This is a genomic window from Janthinobacterium sp. GW821-FHT03C08, assembly GCF_059420905.1.
The window spans coordinates 384,665-400,538 of record NZ_JBWKUP010000001.1 but is presented as its reverse complement, the minus strand read 5'-3'; the positions used below and the strand labels follow the sequence as shown (position 1 = coordinate 400,538).

At 62.6% G+C, this 15,874-nt stretch carries 12 protein-coding genes; 9 read left to right on the top strand and 3 right to left on the bottom strand.

Annotated elements, in window-relative coordinates:
* Window position 1: 1 nt before the first annotated feature.
* The 8 genes from AC07VL_RS01845 (at window position 2) to AC07VL_RS01810 (ending at window position 10,847) form a co-directional block, all read left to right on the top strand.
* Window positions 2-1,996, top strand: coding sequence for a MacB family efflux pump subunit (locus AC07VL_RS01845; RefSeq protein WP_494804348.1), 1,995 nt, complete (start codon window positions 2-4; stop codon window positions 1,994-1,996).
* A 219-nt stretch (window positions 1,997-2,215) separates the two neighbouring features.
* Window positions 2,216-3,154 (top strand): ABC transporter substrate-binding protein, encoded by a 939-nt coding sequence (locus tag AC07VL_RS01840; RefSeq protein WP_494804452.1) that lies wholly within the window; start codon window positions 2,216-2,218, stop codon window positions 3,152-3,154.
* Between the two features lie 222 nt (window positions 3,155-3,376).
* Window positions 3,377-4,180: a cytochrome C assembly family protein gene (locus AC07VL_RS01835; protein WP_290600997.1), complete on the top strand. Its 804-nt coding sequence runs from the start codon at window positions 3,377-3,379 to the stop codon at window positions 4,178-4,180.
* A complete protein-coding gene (locus tag AC07VL_RS01830) occupies window positions 4,177-4,434 on the top strand; it encodes a PP0621 family protein (RefSeq protein WP_494804347.1) in 258 nt (85 codons plus the stop codon). Before AC07VL_RS01835 ends, AC07VL_RS01830 begins: the two co-directional genes overlap by 4 nt.
* A gap of 127 nt (window positions 4,435-4,561) precedes the next feature.
* Complete coding sequence (locus AC07VL_RS01825) at window positions 4,562-5,647, top strand: sigma-54 interaction domain-containing protein (protein WP_494804346.1); 1,086 nt, start codon at window positions 4,562-4,564, stop codon at window positions 5,645-5,647.
* On the top strand, window positions 5,625-6,236 hold the full coding sequence (gene ampD / locus AC07VL_RS01820; RefSeq protein WP_494804345.1) for a 1,6-anhydro-N-acetylmuramyl-L-alanine amidase AmpD: 612 nt from the start codon (window positions 5,625-5,627) through the stop codon (window positions 6,234-6,236). The genes AC07VL_RS01825 and ampD overlap by 23 nt, the downstream gene beginning before the upstream one ends.
* Before the next feature lie 384 nt (window positions 6,237-6,620).
* Window positions 6,621-9,578, top strand: a complete 2,958-nt coding sequence (locus AC07VL_RS01815; protein ID WP_494804344.1) for a ribonucleoside-diphosphate reductase subunit alpha — start codon at window positions 6,621-6,623, stop codon at window positions 9,576-9,578.
* 117 nt (window positions 9,579-9,695) lie between these two features.
* The gene (locus AC07VL_RS01810; RefSeq protein WP_070218582.1) at window positions 9,696-10,847 is read left to right on the top strand and encodes a ribonucleotide-diphosphate reductase subunit beta; all 1,152 of its coding nucleotides are present in this window, start codon (window positions 9,696-9,698) and stop codon (window positions 10,845-10,847) included.
* Between the two features lie 760 nt (window positions 10,848-11,607).
* On the opposite strand, the gene AC07VL_RS01805 is transcribed toward AC07VL_RS01810, so the two are convergent.
* Window positions 11,608-12,642 carry a hypothetical protein gene (locus tag AC07VL_RS01805; RefSeq protein WP_494804343.1) on the bottom strand — a complete coding sequence of 345 codons (1,035 nt, stop codon included), beginning with the start codon at window positions 12,640-12,642 and terminating at the stop codon, window positions 11,608-11,610.
* Window positions 12,643-12,966: 324 nt separating this feature from the next.
* Between AC07VL_RS01805 and AC07VL_RS01800 the strand changes: the two genes are divergently transcribed.
* Window positions 12,967-13,500: a YggT family protein gene (locus AC07VL_RS01800; RefSeq protein ID WP_494804342.1), complete on the top strand. Its 534-nt coding sequence runs from the start codon at window positions 12,967-12,969 to the stop codon at window positions 13,498-13,500.
* A 134-nt stretch (window positions 13,501-13,634) separates the two neighbouring features.
* On the opposite strand, the gene AC07VL_RS01795 is transcribed toward AC07VL_RS01800, so the two are convergent.
* Complete coding sequence (locus AC07VL_RS01795; protein WP_494804341.1) at window positions 13,635-14,573, bottom strand: carbohydrate kinase family protein; 939 nt, start codon at window positions 14,571-14,573, stop codon at window positions 13,635-13,637.
* An 11-nt stretch (window positions 14,574-14,584) separates the two neighbouring features.
* A complete protein-coding gene (locus AC07VL_RS01790; RefSeq protein WP_494804340.1) occupies window positions 14,585-15,871 on the bottom strand; it encodes a DUF3426 domain-containing protein in 1,287 nt (428 codons plus the stop codon).
* Window positions 15,872-15,874: the final 3 nt, after the last annotated feature.

Sequence of the window (15,874 nt, the reverse complement as noted above, 5' to 3'; positions counted from 1 at the left end):
GATGAGCGAGGCCGCTTCGCTGGGACAAGCGGGACAGCCGGACCAGGCGGCGCCGTTGATTGAATTGCAAGGCATCCGCAAGCGCTACGGCGGCCATGACGGCGCGCCGGCCGTGGAAGTGCTGCGCGGCGTCACCCTGTCCATCGGCGCCGGCGAATTCGTCGCCATTGTGGGCGCGTCCGGTTCCGGCAAGTCGACCTTGATGCATCTGCTGGGATGCCTGGACCGCCCCAGCGACGGTAGCTACCGCTTCGCCGGCCAGGACGTGGCCAGCCTGAACCCCGATGAATTGGCGTGGCTGCGGCGCGAAGCATTTGGCTTCGTCTTCCAGGGCTACCACCTGATCGCCACGGAATCGGCGCGCGAAAACGTGGAAGTGCCGGCCCTGTACGCGGGCATGCCGGCCGCGGCCCGCCACGCCCGCTCGGAAGCGCTGCTCAAGCGCCTGGGCTTGAAAGACCGGCTCGATCACCGTCCGAACCAGCTGTCGGGCGGGCAGCAGCAGAGGGTCTCCATCGCCCGGGCGCTGATGAACGGCGGACGCATCATCCTCGCCGATGAACCGACGGGGGCGCTCGACAGCACCAGCGGCGCCGAAGTCATGGCCCTGCTGGGCGAACTGGCCGACGCGGGCCACACCATCATCCTGATCACGCATGACCGCAAGGTGGCGGCGCAGGCGCGCCGCGTGATCGAGATCCGCGATGGCGAAATCATCGACGATTCGGGCGCCGTCGCCATTCCCGCCACGGCAGCGGCCCTGCCGCCGCTGGACATGTCGCGCGCCGCGCACGATGAGGGCGCGTCGCTGGGCACGGAATTGCTCGACGCGGCGCGCGCCGCCTGGCGCGTGATGTGGATCAACCGCTTCCGCACGGGCTTGACCCTGCTGGGCATCATCATCGGCGTCGCTTCCGTGATCGTCATGCTGGCTATCGGCCTGGGCACGCGCCAGCAGGTGATGGCGCAGCTGGGCGCCTTCGGCTCGAACCTCCTGTACATGTCGTCGATCGGCGAAAGTTCGCGCGTCCCCGGGCGCAGCATCACCCTGGCCGACCTGGAAGCGCTCGAGGGCGTGCCCGGCATTTCCCACGTGCTGCCGAATGTCACCGGCAACAAGGTCATCCGCCATGGCAACCTGGATGTGCAGACGTATGTGCGGGGCACGGGCGCGGCGCTGCCGCAGATCCAGACCTGGCCGCTGGCGCATGGCGGCTTCTTCACGCAGCAGGACGAGCGCGAGATGGCCACCGTCGCCGTGCTGGGCTGGCGCCTGGCGCACAAGCTGATGCCCGATATCGCCAACCCCGTGGGGCAGAATATCCTGATCGGCAACGTGCCGTTCCAGGTGATCGGCGTGATGAGCGAGAAGGGCGCGCTGACAGGCGACAAGGACGAGGATGACGTGCTGCTGCTGCCGTTTTCCACGGCCGGCATCCGCGTCTTCGGCCAGCGCGAGCCGACCTATATCGTGCTGGCGGCCGATGACGTGAAGCGCATCGCCGAGACGGAAAAGGCCGTCGATGCCGTCATGTTCGAGCGCCACCGCATCCGCGACTACGGCATCAGCAATGCGGCCGCCTCGATTGCGGCCGAGGCGCGCACGCAGGACAACATGACCATGATGCTCAGCCTGATCGCGGCCGTTTCCCTGGTGGTGGGCGGCATCGGCGTCATGAACGTGATGCTGATGACGGTGCGCGAGCGCACGCGCGAGATCGGCATCCGCATGGCGACGGGCGCGCGCCGGCGCGACATCCTGCGCCAGTTCCTCACCGAGGCCGTGCTGGTGTCGGTGGTGGGCGGCGTGGCCGGCATCGTGGTCGGCGTGACGTTCGCCGCGGCGCTGCTGGTGTGGGAAGTTCCCGTGATCTTTTCGCTCAGCGCCATCGGCGGCGCCTTTGCCTGCGCCGTGGTGACGGGGCTGGTGTTCGGCTTCATGCCGGCGCGCAAGGCGTCGGGACTCGACCCGGTGGTGGCGCTGGCGGGCCAGTAGGCCTGCTTTCAATCCCTATGGGGCGGCAGGCGCTGCCTGTCGCCCCGGCGGTTGCCGGCAAAAAAATGTTGCTCTAGCTCTAACACGCGGTACTATCTCCCCATAATAAAAAAGCAGTGTTTTGTTGCCATGCCCTTTGCCGGGCACACATACCAACCACCACAGGAGAATCCGATGCATAAAAAATCAACCTTGAAGACCGGTATCGCCGCCGCCCTCATGCTGGCATTCAGCGTGGGGGCCGTGCAGGCGCAGGAAGTCGTCCGCCTGGGCAACCTGAAATTTGCCCACTATGGCGCCGTGTCATATATCAAGGAAATCGCGCCCAAGTGCGGCATCAAGGTGGAGGAGCATATCTTTGCCAAGGGGCTCGATGTGATGCAGGCCATCATCGCGGGCGAGCTGGACGTGGGCGCGACGGCATCCGAGGCCGCCATTTCCGGCCGCGCCGGCGGCGCGCCGATTTACGTGGTGGCCGGCTTTGCCAAGGGGGGAGCACGCCTGGTGGGCGGCACGGGACAAAAAATCACTAGCGTCAAGGATCTGAAGGGCAAGCGCGTGGGCGTGACGCGGGGCGGCATCCAGGAAGTGTTGCTGCTGGCCGAGCTGTCGCAGGCAGGCCTGACGTATTCCGAAACCAAGGGCAAGGATGTGCAGCTGGTATTCCTTGCCTATGCCGACCTGAACCAGGCGCTGATGGGCAAGAATATCGATGCCATGATGCAGTCCGAGCCGCAATCGTCGCAAGCCATCAACAAGGGCTTCGGCACGGAAGTCATCAAGCCGTACGACACGCCGATCGGCGAACCCGTACGGACCATGGTGATGACGGAAAAATTCTACAAGGAACGCCGTCCCGTGGCGGAAAAGTTCATGCGCTGCTTTGTCGAAGCGACGAAGACATTTATTGACAGCAAGGCAACGGCGGAAAAGTACGTGCGCGAAGTGGTGTTCCGCGGCCAGATCACGAAGGACGACTTCGACGATGCGATCAGCAATTCGCCGTATTCGTATGACATCACGCCCGAGCATATCCAGGTGACCACCGACGTGATGGTGAAAACGGGCGTGGGCCGCATGGCGAAACCGCCCGTGGCCAAGGACTGGGTCAAGACGGATTTGCTGGAGCAGGCCAAGAAAAGCCTGAACGTCAAGTAAGACTCGCCTGCCGCAGTGTCCGGTGGCCCGCTTAAGCGGGCCATCATTTTTTTGCGGCACACTAATATAGTGCAGCGGCGCGAAAGATTGCTGAAATCTTGAGGGCGCGCCACCCCGTCCGGCCTCAGGCACGATATCATGGCAGGCTTGCATCGGCGAATGGGTCTGCTGCCCATGCCGACGCTTGAATCACGCTTGCCGGCTATGGTGTAAACTTAAACTATGCAGACCTATTTCTTTCTCATTGCCGCCCTCCTGTATGCGGCGTGTGCCGTGCTTCCCTCTACCCGCGCCAGGCTCATCGCGGGCCTGACGGGCGTGGCGTGGCTGGCGCATGCCGCCACCCTGTGGTTCGACCTGATGGCGCCGGGCACCTTGCGTTTCGGTTTTTCTGCCATGCTGTCGGCCGCGCTGTGGGTGTCGGTGGGGGCGTACTGGATAGAGAACCGCAATTTCAGCCTGGACGGCTTGCGCCGCATGGTCATGCCCAGCGCCGTCATCGCCATCGGCCTGGCTTGGGCCTTTCCCGGCAGCCAGGTCAGCATGGAAGGCAAGTCGGCCATCTTCGGCTGGCATATCGCCGTGGCCGTGCTGGCCTACAGCACCCTGACGATCGCCGCCTTTCATGCCGTGCTGATGGCACTGCAGGAGTCGCGTCTGCATACGCGCAGCGAAAGCCGTGGCTTCATCGGCAGCGCGCTGGACCAGCTGCCGGCCCTGTTGACGATGGAAAAGCTGCTGTTCCGTATGATCGGCCTGGGATTCATCCTGCTCAGCCTGACGGTGTTGTCGGGCATCGTCTTTTCCGAGCAATTGTTTGGCAAGGCCCTGAACTGGGATCACAAGTCGGTGTTTACCATGCTGTCGTGGCTGCTGTTTGCCTCGCTGCTGGCGGGCCGGCGCTTCCGCGGCTGGCGCGGCAAGACGGCCCTGAGCTTTACACTGGCCGGTTTTGCTACCTTGCTGCTGGCCTATGTCGGCAGCCGTTTTGTACTTGAAGTGGTCTTACACCGAGGATTCGCATGACACGTGTTTTATTCTGGCTGGCGCTGGTGTTTCTGGTGCTGTTTGCTATCCGTAGCAAGATCCGCGGCATGCAGCAGCGTGCCCGGGCGCAGCAGCAGCAGCCCCATCCCTTTACACCGCCGGGCCGGGTGCAGGAATTGCCCGATGCGGAGCTGATGCTGTGCTGCGCCCATTGCGGCGTGTACTATCCCGCCTCCGAGAACGTGCAGGCCAAGGGCTACGATTACTGCAGCCACGCGCACGCCACCTTGTAAACAGGGCGCGCACGCGCAGCATTGCTCATCCCGCATTGCTCATCCGTATCGTACATCCCCTCCTTGCCCGCCAGGCGTAGCATCTGCAGTAAGCGGCCCCGGTCGTCATCGCAGAAAGGCTAGCCTCATGCACAGCCCCAGCAGCTCACGTACCGCGGCCGCCACCGGCGAGACAGCCGCCTGCGGCATGCCGCCAGCGCCGCAACTGATCGGCAATTCAGCCGCCATGCAGGCGCTGCGGGCGCAAGTGAGCCGCATTGCCCGCTGCGGCGCGCCGGTGGCCATCCGCGGCGAGTCCGGCAGCGGCAAGGAACTGGTGGCGCGCGCCATCCATGCACAGGGCCCGCGCGCCCGCTTCCCGTTCATTGCCGTCAATTGCGGTGCCATTCCCGACGCGCTGATGGAGGCGGAGTTCTTTGGCTGCCGCCAGGGCGCCTACACGGGCGCCCTGCATGAGCGCGAAGGCTTGTTCCAGGCGGCGCACGGCGGCACCCTGCTGCTCGACGAAGTCGACGACTTGCCGCTGGCCATGCAAGTCAAGCTGCTGCGCGCGCTGCAGGAGCGCCGCGTGCGCAAGCTGGGCGGCAGCAGGGACGAGGCCGTTGACGTGCGCATCCTGTGCGCCAGCCAGCATGGCCTGGCGCGCGGCGTGGCCGCGCGCACCTTTCGCCAGGATCTGTATTACCGGCTCAACGTAATCGAGCTGGCCGTGCCGCCGCTGCGTGAACGGCTTGGCGATCTGCAGGTATTATGTGAGGCAATCCTGGCGCGCCTGGCGCCACGGCAAGGCGTGCGCCTGGCGCCGCCGGTGCTGGACGCCTTGCGCCAATACGCGTTCCCGGGCAATGTGCGCGAACTGGAAAACCTGCTGGAGCGGGCGCTGGCCTTTGCCGATGGCAGCGTGATCACGCCCGACGACCTGGGCTTGCCTTGCATGGCCAGCGTCACGCCGTTGCGCGCGACGCCGGTCGTGCCGGAGCGGCAATTGTCGCTGCCCGGGGTGCCGCCGCGCAGCATGGCGCCGGTCTTGCCGCTGGCACGCTACTTGTGCCAGGTCGAGCGGGAAATGATCATGCAGGCACTGGTGCGGGAACGCTATCACCGCGTGCGGGCGGCAAGGCAATTGGGCATCAGCGTGCGTCAGTTGCGTTACAGAATGCAGAAGTTGGCGATACAGGAGCCCCGGTTTGATGACGACATGGAAGATAGATGACGATGGCTGGTGCGATGGCGCGGTGCGCTACGACTCGCCCTACCACGACGCCCGCCCGGAAGGTGCGCACGTCGATTTGTTGGTGATCCATAACATCAGCCTCCCCGGCGGGCGCTTCGGCGGGCCGCATGTGTCGGACTTGTTTACCGGCCGGGTAGATTATAATGCCGATCCTTCTTTTGCCGACCTGCGTGGTTTGCAGGTCTCGGCGCACTTTTTTGTGCGGCGCGATGGTGCGCTGTTGCAATATGTTTCGGCTGACCAGCGTGCCTGGCATGCCGGTACGTCCACATTTGAGGGACGCCCGCAGTGCAATGGCTATTCCGTCGGTATCGAAATGGAAGGCTCGGACTTTGTCCCCTTCCAGCCGCGACAATACCACGTGCTGGCAGCGCTGACGGCGGCGCTGGTGACCCGCTACGGACTGGGCCAGGTGCGTGGACATGAGCATATCGCGCCGGGAAGGAAGACCGATCCGGGACCGTTTTTTGACTGGAATTTCTACCAAGAAATCTGGTTGGAAACCGTGCGCGAGCAGCCTGCGTTAGCGCTTACTACGCGGGCATTGGGCTTCCCGCCGCCACCCTGAAAAGTCAACCGAAATCGTAGAAGAAAGTACAAAAAATTACACTGGCCGATGCCGGAAAACTATTGCATCGCCTTTCGATGGGCACTACAATTAGTGCAGAACTTGGATTTAATGACTATATGTAGTGCCATCTCAGACGTTTCCAGAATTATTATCAAAGCTAACCTTCTTGCTGTTGTGGCAATTGGAACTGGCGGTTCATCACCCTTGATCGTGTTTTCCGCCAGCCGGCAGCCAAGGTTGGCGATATGAATTCTGACTGTGCATTATTTACTATTTGGCAATAAAAATTACCTGAAGAAACCCTGACCATCGGGCGTTCTATTCAACCACACACGCGGCAGCAAAACTGCAGGCTGACTTTAGCTGACAACGGGAGCTTCAATGCAATCACCTCAAGATATTTCCATCCATCCAACGCCAGTATCGCCAGCGCCAGGCGCGGCCAACAGCGTGGCGAGTACGGGCGCGGCCTTGGGCGACTATCGCATCATCCGCCGCAACGGTGCGGTGGTGGCATTTGAGCCTTCGAAGATCGCCATCGCCATGACCAAGGCGTTTTTGGCCGTTAACGGCGGCCAGGGCGCCGCTTCGGCCCGCATCCGCGAACTGGTGGAACAATTGACGGACGGCGTCGTCGCCGCGCTGGTGCGCCGCCATCCGGGTGGCGGCACCTTCCATATCGAAGACGTGCAAGACCAGGTGGAACTGTCGCTGATGCGTTCGGGCGAACACGACGTGGCGCGTGCCTACGTGCTGTACCGTGCCAAGCACATGGAAGAGCGCCGCCTGCAGAAGGAAGCGCAAGGCGCCTCCGCGCAAGTTTCCGCACCGCAACTGAACGTGCTGGACAACGGCGTGCGCCGCCTGCTGGACATGCAGGAAGTGCGCGACCTGATCAACGCCGCCTGCGCCGGCCTGGAAAAGCACGTCGATGCCGACGCCATCCTGGCCGAAACCGTGAAGAACCTGTACGACGGCGTGCCCGTCGAAGAGCTGCACAAGTCGGCCATCCTGGCGGCGCGCGCGCTGATGGAAAAAGACCCGGCCTACAGCCAGGTCACGGCCCGCATCCTGCTGCACACGGTGCGCAAGGAAGTGTTCGGCAAGGAAGTGCCGCAAGCGGCCGCTGCCGCCGAATACCTGACGTATTTCCCCCAATACATCGCCAAGGGCATCGCCGCCGAGCTGCTGAACCCGGTACTCGCCAGCTTCGACCTAGAGCTCCTGGCCAAAGCCATCGTCGCCGACCGCGACTTGCAGTTCGGCTACATCGGCCTGCAAACCCTGTATGACCGCTATTTCCTGCACATCCAGGACGTGCGCATCGAAATGCCGCAAGCGTTCTACATGCGCGTGGCCATGGGCCTGGCGCTGAACGAAGCGGACCGCGAAGCGCGCGCCATCGAGTTCTACAGCCTGCTGTCCTCGTTCGACTTCATGAGCTCGACCCCGACCCTGTTCAACTCGGGCACCCTGCGCTCGCAGCTGTCGTCGTGCTACCTGAGCACCGTCTCCGATGACCTGGAAGGCATCTACGACGCCATCAAGGACAACGCGCTGCTGGCCAAGTTTGCCGGCGGCCTGGGCAACGACTGGACGCCGGTGCGCGCCCTGGGCGCCCACATCAAGGGCACCAACGGCAAGTCGCAAGGCGTGGTGCCGTTCCTGAAAGTGGTGAACGACACGGCCGTGGCAGTCAACCAGGGCGGCAAGCGCAAGGGCGCCGTCTGTGCCTACCTGGAAACCTGGCACATGGACATCGAGGAATTCCTCGACCTGCGCAAGAACACGGGCGACGACCGCCGCCGCACGCACGACATGAACACGGCGAACTGGATTCCCGACATGTTCATGAAGCGCGTCATGGAAAAAGGCGAATGGACCCTGTTCTCGCCGTCGGACACGCCTGACCTGCACGACAAGGTCGGCAAGGCCTTTGAACAGGCTTATCTGGGCTACGAAGCCAAGGCCGCCGCCGGCGAAATCCGCGTCTTCAAGAAGATCGCGGCGCTGGACCTGTGGCGCAAGATGCTGTCGATGCTGTTCGAAACGGGCCACCCATGGATCACGTTCAAGGATCCGTGCAACATCCGCAGCCCGCAGTCGCACGTCGGCGTCGTCCACAGCTCGAACCTGTGCACGGAAATCACGCTGAACACGGGCCCTGACGAAATCGCCGTCTGCAACCTCGGTTCCGTCAACATGCCGGCGCACATGAAGGAAGGCAAGCTCGATCACGTCAAGCTGGCCAAGACCATCCGCACCGCCATGCGCATGCTTGACAACGTCATCGACATCAATTACTACGCCGTCGAGAAGGCGCGCAACTCGAACATGCGCCACCGTCCGGTCGGCATGGGCGTGATGGGCTTCCAGGACTGCCTGCACATGATGCGCGTGCCGTTCGCCTCGGACGCCGCCGTGTCGTTTGCCGACACCTCGATGGAAGCCGTCTGCTACTACGCCTACCTGGCGTCGACGGAACTGGCCGAAGAGCGCGGCCGCTATGAATCGTACGCCGGTTCGCTGTGGGACCGCGGCATCCTGCCGCAGGACTCGGTCAAACTGCTGGCCGAAGAGCGCGGCGGCTACCTGGAAGTCGATTCCTCGTCGGCCATGGACTGGACCCCGGTGCGCGAACGCATCGCCAAGTTCGGCATGCGCAACTCGAACTGCGTGGCGATCGCCCCGACGGCGACGATTTCGAACATCATCGGCGTATCGGCCTGTATTGAGCCGACGTTCCAGAACCTGTACGTGAAATCGAACCTGTCGGGCGAATTCACCGAGATCAACGGCTACCTGGTGCGCGACCTGAAGGCGCGCGACCTGTGGGATGAAGTCATGATCTCCGACCTGAAGTACTTCGACGGCTCGCTGGTGAAGATCGACCGCATCCCGCAAGACCTGCGCGACATCTACGCCACCGCCTTTGAAGTGTCGCCAAGCTGGCTGGTGGAAGCGGCTTCGCGTCGCCAGAAGTGGATCGACCAGGCCCAGTCGCTGAACATCTACATGGCTGGCGCTTCCGGCAAGAAGCTCGACGAGACCTACAAGCTGGCATGGCTGCGTGGCCTGAAAACCACCTACTACCTGCGTACCATCGCCGCTACCCACATGGAGAAATCGACCTCGCGTACCGGCGCCCTGAACGCCGTGGCAGTCGATGGCGGCATGTCGGCCAGCGCGCAGAGTGCCCAGGCGGCCGTCGTGGCGGCAGCAGCCGTCGCCGTGGCGCCGGTGGCAGCCGTGGCAGCGGCAGCGGACGACGCCGATGGCGAAGCCTGCTACCTGCGTCCGGGTGACGACGGTTTCGAGGAATGCGAAGCCTGCCAGTAAGATTTTAGTTGTCAGCCCAGAACTTCTGGGCTGATTCAATGTTGTCAATGTCTGTATTGTCCGATTCAACGGGCCTGTTGCAGACGCCGGTGAGCCGGCATGGAAAGGAAGAAGAATATGTCGTTGTCTTGGGATGATGAAACCACGTCGGCAGCTGTGCCGCGTCCGGCGCAGCAAGCGCCACTGGGAAATACCGATTTGAACCTGCCGGCCGGTGCCGAGCCGTCCGAAGCGAATGCCGAACAAGTGGCGCGCCGCGTGAATGCCGACGACAAGCGCATCATCAACGGCAAGACGGACGTCAACCAGCTGGTGCCGTTCAAGTACAAGTGGGCATGGGATAAATACCTGGCCGGCTGCGCCAACCACTGGATGCCGCAGGAAGTGAACATGCAGCGCGACATCGAGCTGTGGAAGAACCCGAACGGCCTGACGGACGACGAGCGCCGCCTGGTCAAGCGCAACCTGGGCTTTTTCGTGACGGCCGACTCGCTGGCCGCCAACAACATCGTGCTGGGCACCTACCGCCACATCACGGCGCCGGAATGCCGCCAGTACCTGCTGCGCCAGGCGTTCGAGGAAGCGATCCATACGCACGCCTACCAGTACATCGTCGAATCGCTGGGCCTGGACGAAGGCGAGATCTTCAACGCCTACAACGAAGTCAAGTCGATCCGCGACAAGGATGAATTCCTGATCCCGTTCATCAACACCCTGACCGACCCGGCATTCGTCACCGGCACGGTGGAAAACGACCAGAAGCTGCTGAAGTCCCTGATCGTGTTTGCCTGCCTGATGGAAGGCCTGTTCTTCTACGTGGGCTTCACGCAGATCCTGGCGCTGGGCCGCCAGAACAAGATGATGGGCGCGGCCGAGCAGTACCAGTACATCCTGCGCGACGAATCGATGCACTGCAACTTCGGCATCGACTTGATCAACACGATCAAGATGGAAAACCCGCAGCTGTGGACGGCCGCCTTCCGCGAAGAGATCAAGGACCTGTTCATGAAGGCCGTGGAACTGGAATACGCGTACGCGGAAGACACCATGCCGCGCGGCGTGCTGGGTCTGAACGCGCCGATGTTCAAGGGCTACCTGCGCTTCATCGCCAACCGCCGCGCGCAGCAGATCGGCATCGAGCCGCTGTTCGCCCAGGAAGAAAATCCATTCCCGTGGATGAGCGAGATGATCGACATGAAGAAGGAGCGCAACTTCTTCGAGACGCGCGTGACGGAATACCAGACCGGCGGCGCGCTGAACTGGGAATAAGCCAGCGCCCTCCAAAATCAAAAGCGCCGTCATGTGACGGCGCTTTTTTTTCGTCCCGTCGCCCAAAAAATCCTGTCGCCGCGGCACGCCGAAAAGCGTCGCCGGCATGGCGCAAAAATGCGCAAGCATCGGGCGCGCGACACGGCTTGCGCCAGTTTTTTCAGAGGCCGCGCACGGCCGCGTCGCGGGCTGAAAATATCGTTTCCGGAGACGCTGGCGGCGGCATTTGGGGCGCGATTGTGCGATAGCGCGCGTATCGTGCAAAAAAGCCCGTGAAAACGTGTCGTGCCGGTTGCGCATTGACAAGGTTTTCGTGTACTTTATGAGATTGCAAATGCGAGCGTTAGAATGCGGGGTTTTTTAACCAGCGCGGTAACGAAAAAACCTCGCAAAACAGGGATACAGATTTACACGGATATGCACAAAACCACACCGTTTTCGTCTGCCGCCGTGCCCGAATTTTTTCAGGCATGGCGGTTTTTTATTTGACGGATAGGTGTTGTGGCGAGCGCGATGCGAGGAGCGAAAAAACGCACGGCATCGAAAACGAATGACCGAATTCAGACTTTGCCACCAGCTGCGAGATAAAGCAGGGTGGCACCGACGATGGCTGAAGTGCTGCAAACGTGAGGAGTTGCAGCAGTTCAGCTGGTGCCGAATTCATTAGCGCAAACGACCGTTTGTGCCGATGAATAATTCGCCTGGCCTATCCTCGTGGTGGGCCGGACGGGTTTAAATCTTGTAGCTTAAATTTCTCATCTCAGATGAAGGAGAGACAAATGGCAACAGCCGCTAAGAAATCAGAAGTAAAGAAACCAGCCGCCAAGGCTGCTCCTGCCGCGAAGAAGCCGGCAGCCGCAGCGAAGCCGGTTGCCGCTAAACCAGCTGCCAAGGCCGCAGCCAAACCAGCCGCAAAACCAGTCGCTAAAACTGCAGCAAAACCGGCCGCCAAGCCGGTAGCGAAAGCCGCAGCAAAACCTGCCGCCAAGCCAGTAGCGAAAGCCGCAGCGAAACCCGCTGCCAAGGCAGCAGCCAAACCGGCCGCCAAGCCGGCAGCAAAAGTCGCAGCGAAACCTGTCGCCAAGGCAGCAGCCAAGCCAGCGGCGAAAAAAGCCGTTGCGAAGCCGGCCGCCAAGCCAGCTGCAAAAGCTGCAGCAAAACCTGCCGCCAAGGCAGCAGCCAAGCCAGCGGTGAAAAAAGCCGCAGCGAAACCAGCGGCCAAGGCAGCAGCAAAACCGGTCGCCAAGGCAGCAGCCAAGCCAGCGGCGAAAAAAGTCGTCGCCAAGGCAGCAGCCAAGCCGGCCGCCAAAGCAGCAGCCAAGCCAGCAGCAAAAGCTGCAGCCAAGCCAGCGGCCAAGGCAGCAGCGAAGCCAGCAGTGAAAAAAGCCGCGGCGAAACCTGCCGCCAAGGCAGCAGCGAAACCGGCGGCCAAAGTGGCAGCCAAGCCGGCAGCGAAGAAAGTCGTCGCCAAGGCAGCAGCCAAGCCGGCCGCCAAAGCCGCAGCCAAGCCAGCGGCAAAGCCGGCAACCAAGGCTGCAGCGAAGCCAGCAGCCAAGGTAGCAGCGAAGCCGGCAGCCAAAGCCGCAGCCAAGCCAGCAGCAAAAGCGGCAGCCAAGCCAGCGGCCAAGGCAGCAGCGAAGCCGGCCGCCAAGGTCGCAGCCAAGCCGGCAGCCAAGGTCGCAGCGAAACCGGCAGCCAAGCCAGCGGCCAAGGTTGCCGCTAAGCCAGCGGCCAAGGTCGCAGCAAAACCGGCCGCCAAGCCGGCAGCAAAAGCCGCAGCGAAACCTGCCGCCAAGCCAGCTGCAGCGCCAGCAGTGACCGCACCGGCTCCTGTCGCAGCACCGGCAGCAGCAACTGCAGCGGCACCAGCCGCCGTAGCAGCCAAGCCAGCCGTCAAGAAGGCCGCGCCTAAAAAGGCCGCGCCGAAGAAGGCAGCTCCTGTCGCCAAGCCATCGGCGCCTATCGCACCTGTAGCAAAAACCGTGTTGGCACCGGCCGCCGCCTGGCCATTCCCAACCAGCACCCGCCCATCGTAATTTCCACGATACGGATGCCTGGATGAGGCAACACGCCGCTGTGTGACTCAATCACACAGCGGTTTTTTTTTGGAGAATTAGTCGTGCTGATCGTTATCCTTACATTGATCGTTGATACCATTGCCACCTTGCTGGGCGGCGTCCTGCTGCTGCGCTTCTGGATGCAGGCGGTACGCGTGCGGCCGCCGTCGTCCGTGGCGCAATTCACCTTTCAATTGTCCGACTGGCTGGTGCGTCCCCTGCGCCGCGTGATACCCGGCGTGGGCGGGTATGACTGGGCCAGCCTGATCGGCGCTTTTTTGATCGTCTTGCTGGCGAGCACAGTCTTGCTGATTTCCGGCTATCCCTTCGAGGCGGTACTGCTCAAGTCGCTGCAACGCTTCCTGCAATGGATACTCTACGGTTTCATGGCCTTGCTGATCATTGAAGCCATCTTCAGCTGGGTCAATCCGCATGCGCCGCTGGCGCCGTTCGTACGGGCCCTGAACGAGCCGCTGCTACGTCCGCTACGCAAAGTGGTGCCGCTGGTCGGCAGCCTGGACCTGTCGCTGCTGGTGGCCCTGATCCTGCTGCAGATCGCACAGGTGCTGGTGGGGATGATTTTTGTGGTGCGGTAACGCGGGAGGGCGGCATGGGTCGGCTTAGCGTAGCGTAAGCCGACATCACCGCATGTCATGCGGGGGCAGGACCTGGCGGGGGAATCCGTCCCAATGGCACGGATTGCGCTCCTGCAGGGACTGACCCCGGCTCATTAATAGCGGTAGCCGAACGCCGCTTCAAACTGGTCGGCAATGCTTGCCGGCGTGAATACGTGGTTTTGCGCGCCCTGCGTGGCGATCTTGATGGCGCCCAGCAGGCTGGCCAGGCGGCCGCTGGTTTCCCAGCCCAGGTCGTTGGTGATGCCGAACAGCAAGCCAGCACGGTAGGCGTCGCCGCAACCCGTCGGATCCAGCACTTCCTTGGCAGCCACGACAGGAATGTCGATGCGCTTGCCGTCCGTATAGATCTCCGATCCCTTTTCGCCGCGCGTGACGATCAGCGCTTGCAGGCGGCTGGCGATGTCCGGCAGGGTCAACCCCGTGCGTTCCATCAACATTTCCATTTCATAATCGTTGGCGGAGACATACGTGGCCTTGTTGATGAAATCGATCAACTGTTCCCCATTGAAGCGCGGCAACTGTTGACCCGGGTCAAACATGAAGGGAATGCCCAGTTCGGCCAGGTCGGCAGCGTGCTTGAGCATGCCCAGGTCGCCGTCCGGCGAAATGATGGCCACCTTGGCCGGGCCGGCATTGGCGATCGGGTTTTCATGCGCGAACGACATGGCGCCCGGGTGGAAGGCGTTGATCTGGTTATTGTCCGCATCGGCCGTGACGAAGCACTGCGCGTTGTAGCTGTCAGCCTTGATCAGGATGTTGGCGGTGGAAATGCCCAGCCTTTGCAGGCGTTCCAGGTAGGCGGCACTGTCTTGTCCCATGACGCCGACGATGCGCGGGTCGCCGCCCAGCATTTTCAGGCTGTAGGCGATGTTGCCCGAGCAGCCGCCGAACTCCGTGCGCATGGTGGGCACGAGGAAGGAAACGTTTACCTTGTGCAACTGGTCGGCCAGCAGGGATTCGCCGAAGCGGCCGGGAAATTGCATGATGGTGTCGGTGGCAAGCGAGCCGCAGATCAACGAAGTTTTGGTCATGATAGTGTGCTTTAAGGGTAAAAGATGGCGATATGGTAGCCAGACGCCGTGAGCTGGTCTAATGCAAAGTACAGTTTGATGGTTTGTTCCGAGCGTGGCGCAAAACCCTGGCTGACGTCGATGGTGGCGGGCAGGTAGTCGCGCGGTGCGATGACGCGGCGCAATACGGGCTTGTCATTCGCGTCGTTGAGGATCAGTTCGATGCTGGGCCAGGCTTGCACGCTGCGGCTCTGGTTGCGCAGCAGCGACACATACGAGAAGGTCTGTTCCTTCAGGGTTTGCAATTCGCCCTGTTCGATGGACAGCGCCTCGATCTGTGCCGGCAAGTCCACCTGGCAGCCGCTCATCTTGCACAATGCCACCAGGGTTGGCTTCCACTGCGGAAATTGCGCCGCCAGGGGATTGCGGAAGGTGGTCATCACTTGCAGGAGCAATAACAGCAGCAGGGCGACGGAGCCGAGGGCCATCGCCACGCGCACGGCCTTGCCGCTCTGTTCTCGGCGCCGGCCCTGGATCACGAAGGCGGGTTCGGGGGCGGCATCGAGGGGCGGCACAGCGGCGTCGCCAGTTTCCTGGGGTTGATCTGGAACAACAGTTGCGGCCGGCAGCGGCGCAAACGGAGGATCGCCGAACGTGGGCTCCTGGCGCGCAGGGCCGTCGGCGACGGGCGCAGGTGGCACGGGCTTGTCCAGGCTGACTTTTTCGGCTGCCGGCAAGGCTGGCGCGGCACCGGCCTGCAGGCTCGGTTCGCGGCGGCTGTCGCGCAGATACGTGGCGAAGGCGGGCGCGTCATCGGCCTGGCGGCGCTTGAACGGCGCCATCGGCTGGGGCAGGGGCGCTTCCGGCCGGGCGGATGGCGTGGCGACGGGTGTCGCTGCCGGCGGCTCGGGCGGGGCAGGGGCGGCGACAGACGCGTCGCCCGGCACCTCGGCGGGCAGGCCCACGTCGAGGTCCAGTTCGATGTGTTCGTCCTCGTCTTCGTCATCCCTGAGCTGCGCCGTTTCCGGCAGGATGCCGAACGGATCGAATGAGGTGTCGAAATCGAGGGAATAGATGGGTTCGTCGTCCGTGGCGGACGGCAGGCTGGCATCCAGTGGATGAGAGGGCGACAGCGGGGCGGCGGTGGCGGGGCCGGATGTTAAAAACGGCGATGCCGCAGCTGGATCGACCAGTGCGGCATTGCCGTCAAACACTTCCCTGCACGTGCCACAGCGCACGATGCCCCCACGTAACTTCAACTGGTCAGCAGCGACCCGAAATATCGTGTTGCAGTGGGGGCATTTGGTGGCGAGGGCCATTGC

Coding starts and splice junctions, on each gene's coding strand:
- AC07VL_RS01845 (WP_494804348.1), top strand. CDS start 2: ATGAGCGAGGCCGCTTCGCTGGGACAAGCGGGACAGCCGGACCAGGCG.
- AC07VL_RS01840 (WP_494804452.1), top strand. CDS start 2,216: ATGCTGGCATTCAGCGTGGGGGCCGTGCAGGCGCAGGAAGTCGTCCGC.
- AC07VL_RS01835 (WP_290600997.1), top strand. CDS start 3,377: ATGCAGACCTATTTCTTTCTCATTGCCGCCCTCCTGTATGCGGCGTGT.
- AC07VL_RS01830 (WP_494804347.1), top strand. CDS start 4,177: ATGACACGTGTTTTATTCTGGCTGGCGCTGGTGTTTCTGGTGCTGTTT.
- AC07VL_RS01825 (WP_494804346.1), top strand. CDS start 4,562: ATGCACAGCCCCAGCAGCTCACGTACCGCGGCCGCCACCGGCGAGACA.
- ampD (WP_494804345.1), top strand. CDS start 5,625: ATGACGACATGGAAGATAGATGACGATGGCTGGTGCGATGGCGCGGTG.
- AC07VL_RS01815 (WP_494804344.1), top strand. CDS start 6,621: ATGCAATCACCTCAAGATATTTCCATCCATCCAACGCCAGTATCGCCA.
- AC07VL_RS01810 (WP_070218582.1), top strand. CDS start 9,696: ATGTCGTTGTCTTGGGATGATGAAACCACGTCGGCAGCTGTGCCGCGT.
- AC07VL_RS01795 (WP_494804341.1), bottom strand. CDS start 14,573: ATGACCAAAACTTCGTTGATCTGCGGCTCGCTTGCCACCGACACCATC.
- AC07VL_RS01790 (WP_494804340.1), bottom strand. CDS start 15,871: ATGGCCCTCGCCACCAAATGCCCCCACTGCAACACGATATTTCGGGTC.